Here is a 13,788-nt window from a genome sequence, read left to right as displayed (position 1 = left end):
ATTGAATACAGCGATTGCCTTTATATTAATTTTCGGTGCACTCGTATTTTTCCATGAGCTAGGGCATCTATATTTCGCAAAAAGAGCAGGTATTTTGTGCCGCGAGTTTGCGATTGGTTTTGGTCCGAAAATATTCTCATTTGAAAAGAATGAAACGGTGTATACGATTCGATTACTGCCCCTTGGTGGCTATGTAAGAATGGCTGGCGAGGATGCGGACACAGTTGAGTTAAAACCTGGAAAAAAGGTTGGACTTGTATTAAATGAAAAAGACGAAGTTGTGAAATTAGTTTTTGACGGACATGAAAAATATCCAAATGTTCGTGTCATTGAAGTCGAACAAGCTGATTTAGAGCATAATCTTACAATTTTGGGTTATGAAGAGTACGAGGAAGAGCTGCAAACATTCCGAGTAAATGAAAAAGCTCGTATCATTTCTGCGGGAGAAGAAATTCAAATCGCTCCGTACAATAGACAATTTGGCTCTAAAAAATTGGGCCAACGTGCTCTAACAATCTTTGCAGGTCCTGCAATGAACTTTATTCTAGCATTTGTTATTTTTGTGATTCTTGGATTTGTACAAGGAGTTCCTGTTGACAAACCAATGGTCGGAAAAGTAATGGAGAATAGTGCTGCAGAACAAGCTGGATTAAAAGAAAACGATACAATTCAAGCAATCAATGGGAAAAACACTAGTACATGGAAAGATGTTGTAACGATTGTACGTGAAAACCCAAATAAAGAAATTACGTTACATGTAAAGCGTGATAGTGAGCAATTTAATGTGAAAGTAACACCAACGCTTGATAAAGAAGGAAAAGACGAAGTTGGTAGAATTGGTGTTTATTCTCCTGTAGAGAAAACAGTGATGGGTTCTATTAAATCAGGGTTTGAACAAACATACGAATGGACGAAACTAATTTTTGATTCTCTTGTGAAATTAGTAACGGGTCAATTTTCTATTAATGAGTTGTCAGGTCCAGTAGGAATTTATAATCTAACAGATCAAGTTGTAGATTATGGATTTACGCGTGTACTAAGTTTAGCGGCAGTTTTAAGTATTAACCTTGGTTTATTTAATTTATTACCAGTCCCAGCTTTAGACGGTGGACGTTTGTTCTTCTTCTTAATTGAAGCATTACGAGGAAAACCAATTGATCGTCAAAAAGAAGGAATGGTTCACTTTATTGGGTTTGCATTATTAATGTTGCTTATGTTAGTTGTAACATGGAATGACATCCGTAAGTTTTTCTTGTAAAATAAGAAGAAGTTTATAATGAAATAGAGCTCATAGAATAAAATCCCTCACCTAACTCGAGGTGAGGGATTTTATTGCGTGTAAGAGTAAAATGAAGAGGTGCGAATAAATGAAACAAAGTATGGTATTCAGTCCTACATTACGTGAAGTTCCAGCAGATGCTGAAATTAAGAGTCATCAATTATTACTTCGCGCAGGGTTTATGCGTCAAAATGCTTCTGGTATTTATAGTTTTCTACCATTTGGTTTAAAAGTGTTACACAAAGTAGAACGTATTGTTCGTGAAGAAATGGAGCGCGCAGGGGCAGTAGAACTATTAATGCCAGCTATGCAAGCTTCTGAATTATGGCAAGAATCAGGTCGTTGGTATTCTTACGGATCAGAATTAATGCGTATGAAAGATCGTAATGCTCGCGAGTTTGCGCTAGGGGCAACTCATGAGGAAGTAATTACAGATCTTGTACGTGATGAAATTAAATCATACAAAAAACTACCATTAACATTATATCAAATTCAAACAAAATTCCGTGATGAGCAAAGACCACGTTTCGGTTTATTACGCGGAAGAGAATTTTTAATGAAAGATGCGTATTCTTTCCATGCAACACAAGAAAGTTTGGATGAAGTATATAGCGGTTTATACAAAGCGTATTCTAATATCTTTGCTCGTTGTGGTTTGAATTTCCGTGCAGTTATCGCTGATTCTGGAGCAATGGGTGGAAAAGATACACACGAATTTATGGTGTTATCTGATGTAGGTGAAGATACAATTGCGTATTCTGATACATCTGATTATGCGGCAAATATTGAAATGGCTCCTGTTGTTGCTACGTATACGAAGAGTGATGAAGCCGAAAAAGCACTTGAAAAAGTAGCAACTCCAGATCAAAAAGCTATTGAAGAAGTATCTGCATTCTTAAATATCGCAGCGGAAAAATGCATTAAATCTATGGTGTTTAAAGTAGATGCGAAATTAGTAGTAGTACTTGTTCGTGGCGATCATGAAGTCAATGATGTAAAAGTGAAGAATGTATACGGAGCTTCAGTCGTTGAGCTTGCTTCACATGAAGAAATAAAAGAGTTATTAAACTGTGAAGTGGGTTCTTTAGGACCGATTGGTGTTACAGGGGATATCGAAATTATCGCTGACCATGCTGTAGCATCAATTGTCAACGGATGTTCAGGAGCGAACGAAGAAGGGTTCCATTATGTAAATGTAAATCCAGAACGTGACTTTAAAGTAAGTCAATATACGGATTTACGCTTCATCCAAGAAGGAGACCAATCTCCAGATGGAAATGGAACAATTCTTTTCGCACGTGGAATTGAAGTTGGTCATGTATTCAAATTAGGAACTCGTTATAGTGAAGCAATGAACGCAACGTTCTTAGATGAAAACGGAAAAACAAAACCACTTATTATGGGTTGTTACGGTATCGGTGTATCTCGTACAGTGGCAGCAATCGCAGAGCAGTTTAATGATGAGAACGGTTTAGTTTGGCCAAAAGCTGTTGCACCGTTCCATGTGCATGTAATTCCAGTAAATATGAAATCTGATGCACAACGTGAAATGGGTGAAAATATCTACAACTCATTACAAGAACAAGGGTACGAAGTATTACTAGATGATCGTGCAGAACGTGCAGGTGTTAAATTTGCAGATGCAGATTTATTCGGCCTTCCAGTTCGCGTGACAGTTGGTAAAAAAGCAGACGAAGGTATTGTAGAAGTGAAAGTACGTGCTACAGGCGAGTCTGAAGAAGTGAAAGTAGAAGAACTTCAAACATATATTGCTAATATTTTAAAATAAGAAGAGGTACCTCGTAATGAGGTACCTTCTCTTTCTTTGTAAACGTATTTTGTAAAAGAAGAAGGAAGAAATCTTTCTTTGTAGTACGTTTCAATTTATAATAGCAAATGGAAGGAGAGTGCTTATGTCATTAACAAATGAACAACAAGAGCGATTTCAAATTTTGCTCCAACAGTTGCAAATACCAGAAGACCTTATAAATCAATATTTACATGGCGGTGGTATTGAAAAGCTAGTTATTGATAAAGCGAATAAAAGTTGGCATTTTGACTTACAAGTGCCACGTATTTTGCCGACAGAATTATATGAGTTGCTAGAAACAAAGCTTAAGCAATCATTTTCTCATATTGCAAGAACAACATTTGCATTAGAAGCAGAGAATAAACAATTTACAGAAGAAGAAGTGAAGGCATATTGGCCGCTTTGTACAGAACGAATTACATTTTCACCTATGTTCGCGTACTTAAAGAAGCAACTTCCGCAGGTCAATGGCGTGAAGTTGCTATTAAATGTGAATAATGAGCTGGAATCTACTACTTTAAAGAAAAACGTTGCGAAACCAGTAGGTGATCAATACGAAGCTTTTGGATTCCCGCGTTTTCAGTTAGACACACATATAAAGCAAAATGCAGAAGAAATGCAAAAGTTTCGTGAGCAAACACAGGAAGAAGATCGTCAACGAGTTATACAGGCTATGGAAGAGATGGCTAAAAGGCAAGCTGAAGAAAGTGATGTTGTTCACGAAGGACCAGTTGTGCTTGGTTATCTTATTAAGCCAGATGAAGAGATTACGCCGCTGCGTGAAATTCAAGATGAAGAAAGAAGAAAAACCGTTCAAGGGTATGTTTTCCATGTAGAGACGAAAGAACTTCGTAGTGGACGTACGTTATTAACTTTAAAGATAACTGACTATACGGACTCTATTATGATTAAGATGTTCTCACGTGATAAAGAAGATATCCCGATGTTACAATCCTTGAAAAAAGGAACTTGGGTAAAAGCGCGTGGTTCAGTTCAAAATGATACATTCGTGCGTGATTTAGTTATGATCGCAAATGATATAAATGAAATAACGGGACCTTCTCGTAAAGATAAAGCAAAAGAAGGGGAAAAAAGAGTAGAACTTCATCTTCATACTCCAATGAGTCAAATGGATGCTGTTACTTCTGTTTCTAAGCTCGTTGCCCAAGCTGGAAAATGGGGGCATGAGGCTATTGCAGTTACAGACCATGCTGTTGCACAGTCGTTCCCAGAAGCATATTCTGCTGGTAAAAAGGCTGGAGTTAAAGTTCTATATGGTGTAGAAGCAAATTTAGTTAATGATGGTGTGCCGATAGCATATAACGAAGCACATCGTCTACTTGCAGAAGAAACATATGTTGTCTTTGACGTTGAGACAACAGGGTTATCTGCTGTATATGATACAGTCATTGAGTTAGCTGCTGTAAAGGTAAAAGGTGGAGAAATTATTGATCGCTTTGAATCTTTCGCAAATCCTCATCAACCATTATCGGCGACGATTATTGAATTAACAGGTATTACAGATGATATGTTAACTGATGCACCAGAAGTGGACGAAGTGTTTAAAAAGTTTGAGGAATGGATGGGTGACCATACACTTGTTGCTCATAACGCAAGCTTCGATATGGGCTTTATTAACGTAGGTTTTAAAAAGGCTGGGATAGAAAAATCGAAAAATCCAGTTATTGATACGTTAGAACTTGCACGGTTCTTATTCCCAGAAATGAAAAATCATCGATTAAATACGATGTGTAAAAAGCTTGATATTGAATTAACGCAACATCACCGTGCGATTTATGATACAGAAGCAACGGGATATTTACTTGTGAAGATGTTAAAAGATGTGATTGAAAAGGGATTTGAATATCACGATCAACTAAACGATAGTATGGGACAAGGGGATGCGTATAAACGTGGGCGTCCAAGTCATATGACGTTACTTGCCACATCAGATGTTGGGTTGAAAAACTTATATAAACTTGTTTCATATTCTCACTTGAATTACTTTTATCGTGTACCACGTGTACCACGATCACTATTAAAAAAATATCGTGAAGGCATTTTAGTAGGGACAGCTTGTGACAAAGGTGAAGTGTTTGAAGCTATGATGCAAAAAGCGCCTGAAGAAGTAGAAGAAATTGCACAGTTTTACGATTACATTGAGGTTATGCCTCCAGAAGTGTTACGTCATTTAGTGGAACGTGAACTCGTTCGAGATGAAGGACAGTTAAAAACAATAATTTCTAACTTAGTAAAACTAGGTGAGACGTTAGATAAGCCAGTTGTTGCTACTGGGAATGTGCATTATTTAGATCCAGAGGACGCGATATATCGGAAAATTTTAGTCAGTTCGCAGGGAGGAGCTAATCCGTTAAATCGCCATTCATTACCGCCTGTACATTTCCGTACAACAAATGAAATGCTAGATTGTTTTTCATTCTTAGGTGAAGACAAAGCAAAAGAAATTGTTGTGACAAATACACACAAAATCGCATCATTAATTGGTGATGTTCGTCCAGTAAAAGATGATTTATACACACCGAAAATTGAAGGTGCTGATGATGAAACACGTGATATGAGCTATATAATGGCAAGAAGTATCTATGGAGATGAACTACCGGAAATTGTAGAAGCTCGTTTGGAAAAAGAATTGAAAAGTATTATTGGACATGGATTCGCCGTTATTTATTTAATTTCACATAAGCTTGTGAAAAAATCGTTAGTGGACGGTTATCTAGTAGGTTCGCGTGGATCGGTAGGTTCATCATTTGTTGCAACGATGATGGAAATTACAGAAGTAAACCCATTACCACCGCACTATGTATGTCCAAAGTGTAAACAATCAGAGTTCTTTAATGACGGTTCTGTAGGTTCTGGTTTTGATTTACCAGATAAAGAATGCCCAACATGTAATGTTCCATATGTGAAAGATGGCCATGACATTCCTTTCGAAACGTTCCTTGGATTTAAAGGGGATAAGGTACCGGATATCGATTTGAATTTCTCCGGAGAATACCAACCACGCGCCCATAACTATACGAAATTACTGTTCGGTGAAGATTATGTATACCGCGCAGGAACAATTGGTACGGTTGCGGAAAAAACCGCTTATGGGTATGTGAAAGGTTATGCTAATGATCATAACTTAACAATTCGAAATGCAGAGATTGATCGCTTAGTTGCAGGATGTACAGGTGTAAAGCGTACGACCGGACAGCATCCAGGTGGTATTATCGTTGTACCAGATTACATGGATATCTTTGACTTTTCACCAATTCAGTTTCCGGCTGATTCAATAGGTGCTGAGTGGAGAACAACGCACTTTGACTTCCACTCAATTCATGATAATTTATTGAAACTTGATATATTAGGACACGATGATCCGACTGTTATTCGTATGCTTCAAGATTTAAGTGGTATTGACCCGAAAACAATCCCAACGGATGATCCAGAAGTAATGAAAATTTTCTCTGGTCCAGAATCTTTAGGGGTAACGGAAGAACAAATTAACTGTAAAACAGGTACACTTGGTATACCAGAGTTTGGTACGAAATTCGTAAGACAAATGTTAGAAGAAACGAAACCAACGACGTTTTCAGAGCTTGTCCAAATTTCTGGACTGTCCCATGGTACAGATGTATGGTTAGGTAATGCGAATGAATTAATTTATAACGGTACGTGTACACTGAGTGAAGTTATCGGTTGTCGTGATGACATCATGGTATATTTAATTTATCAAGGCTTGGATCCATCATTAGCCTTCAAAATCATGGAGTCGGTGCGTAAAGGTAAAGGTGTACCTGAAGAATGGGAAGAGGAAATGAGAAATAACAATGTACCAGGTTGGTATATTGATTCATGTAAGAAGATTAAGTACATGTTCCCTAAAGCCCATGCGGCTGCTTACGTACTTATGGCTGTACGTATTGCATACTTTAAAGTACATTTCGCACTTTTATTCTATGCGGCATATTTTACAGTTCGTGCAGATGACTTTGATGTAGAGGCGATGGCGAAAGGTTCAGCATCCATACGTGTAAAAATTGATGAGATTGCACAAAAAGGATTGGATGCAGCACCGAAAGAGAAGAGTTTATTAACGGTACTAGAAATGACACTTGAAATGTGTGAGCGTGGTTATTCATTCCAAAAGGTTGATTTATACCGCTCGCATGCAACCGAATTTATAATTGATGGGGATACTTTAATTCCTCCATTTAATGCAGTTCCCGGTCTTGGTACAAACGCAGCTTTCAGTATTGTTGAAGCTCGTAAAAATGGTGATTTCTTATCAAAAGAAGACTTACAGCAGCGCAGTAAGGTTTCTAAAACGATTATTGAGTATTTAGATGGTCAAGGTTGTCTAGGAGATTTACCGGATCAAAACCAATTGTCACTGTTCTAATAGGTAGGAAAAATCTTTGCAAATCAACATTTGCTATGGTATACTATAAACCGAGATAACCATGTCATGTATATTTTGTGAAAAAGAGAGTGGGGAAACCCACTCTTTCGTGTTACTATCTACATTTTGCTGATGTAGATAGTAAAGATATTTCTGTCGTATATACATATTTTGTTACAAGTTTTACTTCTTAAATTTGGTAATACTAAGACAGATATTCCCTGCTTAACGGCAGGGGCTTTTGTTAGCTAACGAGAAAGAATAAGATAGACCGTCTTTATGAACGGGATCTTTTCTTGTAAATGGTACATGGCGGCAGGAAGGAGGCTGTTTATGGATAAGAAAGTCACAGAAATTGTAGAAGCATTTGCGCAGCCAATCGTTGAAGAGTTAAATCTTGAACTTGTAGATGTAGAGTATGTGCAAGAAGGACAAGACTGGTTCTTACGCGTATTCATCGATTCTGAAAAGGGAGTCGAAATTGAAGAATGCGGTGCGGTAAGTGAACGTTTAAGCGAAGCTTTAGATAAAGAGGATCCAATTCCTCATCTTTACTTTTTGGATGTATCATCTCCTGGAGCGGAACGTCCATTAAAGAAAGAGAAAGACTTCCAGCAAGCGGTAGGAAAACAAGTGGCAATTAAAACATATAAGCCGATTGATGGTGAGAAGATGTTTGAAGGAAAGCTACTTTCCTACGACGGTAATACAATTACACTACTATTAACAATTAAAACACGTAAAAAAGAAATCCAAATTCCAATGGATAAAGTTGCAAATGCGCGACTTGCTGTTACGTTTTAGTAAGAAGGGGGATCTTCATGAGCACTGAGTTGTTAGATGCTTTGCTCGTATTAGAGTCAGAAAAAGGTATTAGCAAAGATATTATTATTGATGCGATTGAAGCAGCATTAATCTCTGCTTATAAACGCAATTTTAACCAAGCACAAAACGTTCGTGTGAGCTTTAACCCAGAAGTGGGAACAATTCAAGTTTTAGCACGTAAGGACGTTGTAGATAATGTGTTTGATCCACGTCTTGAAATCTCTGTAGAAGAGGCAAGACAAATTAATCCAAACTACCAAGATGGTGACGTACTAGAAATTGAAGTAACGCCAAAAGATTTTGGTCGTATTGCAGCGCAAACTGCAAAACAAGTTGTAACACAACGAGTTCGTGAGGCGGAACGTGGTGTAATTTATTCAGAATTTAGTGATCGTGAAGAAGACATTATGGTTGGTATTGTACAGCGCCAAGATGCTCGTTTCATCTATGTAAGCTTAGGTAAAGTAGAAGCTTTATTACCTGTAAGTGAGCAAATGCCAAATGAGCAATATAAACCACATGATCGTATTCGCGTATTTATTACAAAAGTAGAAAAGACAACAAAAGGACCACAAATTTACGTATCACGTACACATCCTGGTCTTTTAAAACGTTTATTCGAAATGGAAGTTCCAGAAATTTATGATGGAACTGTAGAAATTCGCTCTGTAGCACGTGAAGCAGGCGACCGTTCTAAAATTTCTGTATATGCAGAGAATATCGATGTTGATCCAGTAGGTTCTTGTGTAGGACCGAAAGGACAACGTGTACAACGCGTTGTAGATGAACTAAAAGGTGAAAAGATTGACATCGTTCGCTGGTCGAATGACCCAGTTGAATATGTTGCAAATGCTTTAAGTCCATCACAGGTTGTTAAAGTACTTGTAGATGAAGCAGAGAAAGCAACAACTGTTGTTGTTCCAGACCACCAGCTTTCATTAGCGATTGGTAAGCGTGGACAAAATGCGCGTCTTGCAGCTAAATTAACAGGCTGGAAAATTGATATTAAAAGTGAGTCTGATGCGAAACAACTTGGTATTGTGACAGAAGAAGATAGCGTAATCGCATTCGGATTCGATTCAGCTGAAGACGAAATCGAATAGAGGTGATGAGTATGAGCAATCGAAAAGTTCCGTTACGAAAATGTATTGCGACGCAAGAGATGAAATCAAAACGAGAGCTAGTTCGCATTGTTCGTTCCAAAGAGGGCGAAGTGTCTATTGATTTATCAGGAAAAAAATCAGGACGAGGTGCATATTTATCAAAAGATAAAGAAAGCATTATTCAAGCCCAAAAGAAAAACATTTTGGAACATCATCTAAAAGCGAAAATCGACAGTTCTCTGTACGAAGAGCTTCTTGAGCTTGTTGAGAAGGAGTCGAAATAAGTGTCTGATTGGAAATCATTTTTAGGACTAGCAAACCGCGCTCGAAAAATTATTTCGGGTGAAGAACTCGTTTTAAAAGAAGTACGAAGTGGCAAAGCAAAGCTAGTATTGCTTTCTGAAGATGCGTCAGCGAACACTACAAAACGTATCATTGATAAAACCACGTACTACAACATACCAATGAGAAAAGTCGAAAATCGACAACAATTAGGGCATGCGATTGGGAGAGACGAGCGAGTCGTTGTAGCTATTTTAGATGAAGGCTTTGCGAAAAAGCTACGTAGCATGCTCGATACAAATTACCGGGGGTGAAGGTATGAGTAAAATTCGAGTACATGAATATGCAAAAAAAAATAATATCTCAAGTAAAGATCTTATGACAAAACTAAAAGAGATGAATATCGAGGTTTCGAATCATATGACAATGTTAGAAGATGAAGTAGTAAACAAATTAGATAATCAATATAGCGCTGGAGCGGAAAAACCTTCTGTTGCAGATGAGTTTGAAGTAGAAGAGAAAGTTGTTCGCAGTAAAAAGAACAGCAATAAGAATAAGAAAAAAGGCAAAGCAAATGAAGATAAACGTCAAGATAACTTTGCTGGAAGACAACAAACACCAATAGTAGAAACACCAGATAAAATCACTTTCTCTGGAAGCCTTACAGTAGGTGACCTTGCTAAAAAGTTAAGCAAAGAGCCATCTGAAATTATTAAAAAGCTCTTCATGCTAGGAATTATGGCGACAATTAACCAAGACTTAGATAAAGATACAATTGAGTTAATTGCTACTGATTACGGTATTGAAGTAGAAGAAGAAGTAGTTGTAAGTGAAACTGAATTTGAAACATTCATCGATGAGCAAGATGATGAAGAAAACTTAAAAGAACGTCCAGCTGTTGTTACAATTATGGGACACGTTGACCATGGTAAAACAACATTGCTTGACTCTATCCGTAATTCAAAAGTAACTGCTGGCGAAGCTGGTGGAATTACTCAGCATATCGGTGCATACCAAGTTGATGTAAATGATAAGAAAATTACGTTCTTAGATACACCAGGTCACGCGGCATTTACAACAATGCGTGCTCGTGGTGCACAAGTAACAGATATTACAATTCTTGTTGTTGCAGCTGATGACGGTGTTATGCCACAAACAGTTGAAGCGATTAGCCATGCGAAAGCAGCTGGAGTACCAATTATTGTTGCTGTGAATAAAATGGATAAACCAGCGGCAAATCCTGATCGTGTAATGCAAGAATTAACAGAATATGAATTAGTTCCAGAAGCTTGGGGCGGAGACACGATTTTCGTACCAATTTCTGCGATTCAAGGCGAGGGAATTGACAACTTACTAGAAATGATCCTTCTTGTGAGTGAAGTAGAAGAATATAAAGCAAATCCAAATCGCTATGCAGCTGGTACTGTAATTGAAGCACAGCTTGATAAAGGTAAAGGAACTATCGCGACATTACTTGTTCAAAACGGTACACTTCGAGTTGGAGATCCAATTGTTGTTGGAACATCATTCGGTCGTGTTCGTGCAATGGTAAGTGATATTGGTCGTCGTGTAAAAGTTGCTGGTCCATCAACTCCTGTTGAAATTACAGGTTTAAATGAAGTGCCACAAGCGGGAGATCGTTTCATGGCATTCGCTGATGAGAAGAAAGCTCGTCAAATTGGTGAATCACGTGCACAAGAAGCGTTAGTTGCACAACGTGGTGAGAAATCTAAATTCAGCCTGGAAGATTTATTCCAACAAATCCAAGAGGGCGATGTAAAAGAAATTAACTTAATTGTGAAAGCAGACGTACAAGGTTCTGTAGAAGCAATGGCAGCATCACTTCGTAAAATTGATGTTGAAGGCGTAAAAGTAAAAATTATCCATACAGGCGTAGGTGCGATTACAGAATCTGATATTATTTTAGCTTCTGCATCTAATGCAATTGTAATTGGATTTAACGTACGCCCTGATGTGAATGCGAAGCGTACAGCTGAATTAGAGAAAGTTGATGTTCGTTTACACCGTATTATCTATAAAGTAATCGAAGAAATTGAATCAGCAATGCAAGGTATGCTGGATCCAGAATTCGAAGAAAAAGTAATCGGTCAAGCGGAAGTTCGTCAAACATTCAAAGTAACAAAAGTTGGAACAATCGCAGGTTGTTACGTAATAGACGGTAAAATTACACGTGATAGTGGCGTTCGTATTATCCGTGATGGCGTAGTAGTCTTCGAAGGAAAACTTGATACGTTAAAACGTTTCAAAGACGACGTAAAAGAAGTTGCACAAAACTATGAGTGTGGTATTACAATTGAGAGATATAATGATCTTAAAGAAGGGGACATCATTGAAGCATACGTTATGGAAGAAGTGAAGCGATGATTATCGCTTCACTCTCATTCGAGTGTATGATTTACGATGTGCATTCTTTAAAAGAGAAACGAGCAATTTTGCAACGTGTGTTAACTCGTGTGAAACAGCGCTATAATGTAGCTGTTTCTGAAGTTGGGCATCAAGATGTATGGCAACGTACAGAAATTGCAATTGTTTCCGTATCCTCAAATCGTGTTGTCTGTGAAAAAGAAATGAATCGTGTACTTGAGTATATCGATTCATTTCCTGAAATTGAACGTACGATAACACATTTGGAATGGTATTGAATGAGGTGAAGAGTTATGAAATTACGTGCGAACCGTGTGGGCGAGCAAATGAAAAAAGAATTAGGCGACATTATCAGTCGTAAAATTAAAGACCCACGTATTGGATTTGTTACAGTAACAGATGTACAAGTGAGTGGAGATTTACAAATTGCTAAAGTATACATTTCTGTTTTAGGTGACGAAGAACAGAAAGAAAATACATTAAAAGGTTTAGCGAAGGCAAAAGGTTTTATTCGTTCAGAAATTGGCCAACGTATTCGTCTTCGTAAAACACCAGAAATTACCTTTGAGTTTGATGAGTCTATCGGATATGGTCATCGAATTGATACACTTTTACATGAAATTAATAAAGACGGTAAACGTGAAGAATAATGGATAGACATTTGTCTATCCATTTTTTCAATGTAAAATAAGTTTTGCATAATTGCAATTACTACAAAAGAATAATGATGAGGTGAGTATATGGAAGGTGTAGTATTATTACATAAGCCAAAGGGAATGACATCACATGATTGTGTGTTCAAATTAAGAAAGATATTGCGTGAGAAACGAATTGGTCATACAGGGACACTGGATCCAGATGTAACAGGAGTATTACCTATTTGCGTTGGGCGTGCAACAAAAATTGCGCAATTTTTAACAAGTGAAACAAAAACATACGAAGGTGAAGTGACATTAGGATTTTCGACAACAACAGAAGATGCTTCTGGTGAAGTTGTGGAGAAACAAGATGTAAATCGTGTCATTACACGTAAAGAAGTAGAAGAGGTACTAGCGGAATTAACAGGGACAATTGAACAAATGCCGCCGATGTTCTCAGCTGTAAAAGTTAACGGGAAAAAACTATACGAATATGCAAGGGCAGGACAAGAAGTTGAACGTCCAGTTCGTACAATTACAATTCATGAATTTGTATTACTTGATGAACGTGAAGTTTTTGAAGGGGAAAATATTTCATTTCGTTTCCGTGTAACGTGTAGTAAAGGAACATATGTAAGAACACTAGCAGTAATGATAGGTGAAAAACTTGGATTTCCATCACATATGTCTCACCTTGTAAGAACAGCATCTGGTGAATTTTTACTAGAAGATTGCATATCATTTGAAGAAATTGAAGAAAACGTGCAAAATGGAACAGTAGAGTCTATTTTCATCTCAATTGATGAGGCGCTAAGTAAGTTTCCAAAAATGATTGTAGATGAAAAGCAAGCTGAAAAAATAAAGAACGGTATGTTCTTAAAGAATGAATTAGAAACAACAGCACCATTTATTACAGTATTTGATAAAAATGATCGTTGCTTAGCAATTTATGAACATCACCCAAAACACCCTGGAATGCTAAAGCCAATGAAAGTACTTGTGAATAATCAAGAACTAAAGCTATAATGAATTATTGGAAGGATTATTACAGAAAAAGGTGA

The 13,788-nt window shown here is 37.5% G+C and carries 11 protein-coding genes; all 11 read left to right on the top strand.

The window, feature by feature from the left end; all coding sequences use genetic code 11:
- Position 1: 1 nt before the first annotated feature.
- The 11 genes from rseP to truB all read left to right on the top strand — a co-directional run bounded on the left by rseP (position 2) and on the right by truB (position 13,753).
- On the top strand, positions 2-1,258 hold the full coding sequence (rseP, locus tag QCI77_RS19460) for an RIP metalloprotease RseP (RefSeq protein WP_002088169.1): 1,257 nt from the start codon (positions 2-4) through the stop codon (positions 1,256-1,258).
- A gap of 109 nt (positions 1,259-1,367) precedes the next feature.
- Entirely contained in the window at positions 1,368-3,068 is a 1,701-nt protein-coding gene (locus QCI77_RS19455) for a proline--tRNA ligase (protein WP_078175371.1), read from the top strand.
- A gap of 124 nt (positions 3,069-3,192) precedes the next feature.
- Positions 3,193-7,494, top strand: a complete 4,302-nt coding sequence (locus QCI77_RS19450; protein WP_113769750.1) for a PolC-type DNA polymerase III — start codon at positions 3,193-3,195, stop codon at positions 7,492-7,494.
- A gap of 333 nt (positions 7,495-7,827) precedes the next feature.
- Positions 7,828-8,298, top strand: a complete 471-nt coding sequence (rimP, locus tag QCI77_RS19445) for a ribosome maturation factor RimP (protein ID WP_002088165.1) — start codon at positions 7,828-7,830, stop codon at positions 8,296-8,298.
- A gap of 17 nt (positions 8,299-8,315) precedes the next feature.
- Complete coding sequence (gene nusA / locus QCI77_RS19440) at positions 8,316-9,422, top strand: transcription termination factor NusA (RefSeq protein ID WP_002014554.1); 1,107 nt, start codon at positions 8,316-8,318, stop codon at positions 9,420-9,422.
- An 11-nt stretch (positions 9,423-9,433) separates the two neighbouring features.
- The gene (gene rnpM, locus QCI77_RS19435) at positions 9,434-9,706 is read left to right on the top strand and encodes an RNase P modulator RnpM (RefSeq protein ID WP_002088161.1); all 273 of its coding nucleotides are present in this window, start codon (positions 9,434-9,436) and stop codon (positions 9,704-9,706) included.
- Complete coding sequence (locus QCI77_RS19430) at positions 9,707-10,018, top strand: YlxQ family RNA-binding protein (protein WP_002111365.1); 312 nt, start codon at positions 9,707-9,709, stop codon at positions 10,016-10,018.
- A 4-nt stretch (positions 10,019-10,022) separates the two neighbouring features.
- On the top strand, positions 10,023-12,089 hold the full coding sequence (infB, locus tag QCI77_RS19425; protein WP_002014558.1) for a translation initiation factor IF-2: 2,067 nt from the start codon (positions 10,023-10,025) through the stop codon (positions 12,087-12,089).
- Positions 12,086-12,367 (top strand): DUF503 domain-containing protein, encoded by a 282-nt coding sequence (locus QCI77_RS19420; RefSeq protein ID WP_002088157.1) that lies wholly within the window; start codon positions 12,086-12,088, stop codon positions 12,365-12,367. Before infB ends, QCI77_RS19420 begins: the two co-directional genes overlap by 4 nt.
- Before the next feature lie 15 nt (positions 12,368-12,382).
- The gene (gene rbfA, locus QCI77_RS19415) at positions 12,383-12,739 is read left to right on the top strand and encodes a 30S ribosome-binding factor RbfA (RefSeq protein ID WP_000776437.1); all 357 of its coding nucleotides are present in this window, start codon (positions 12,383-12,385) and stop codon (positions 12,737-12,739) included.
- Between the two features lie 90 nt (positions 12,740-12,829).
- Entirely contained in the window at positions 12,830-13,753 is a 924-nt protein-coding gene (gene truB / locus QCI77_RS19410; RefSeq protein ID WP_353825397.1) for a tRNA pseudouridine(55) synthase TruB, read from the top strand.
- The last annotated feature ends 35 nt before the right edge of the window (positions 13,754-13,788 follow it).

The sequence above is a fragment of the Bacillus cereus group sp. MG9 genome (assembly GCF_040459995.1).
In the GTDB taxonomy this organism is placed as follows: Bacteria; Bacillota; Bacilli; order Bacillales; family Bacillaceae_G; genus Bacillus_A; species Bacillus_A mycoides.
This window is presented reverse-complemented; position numbering and strand designations above follow the sequence as displayed.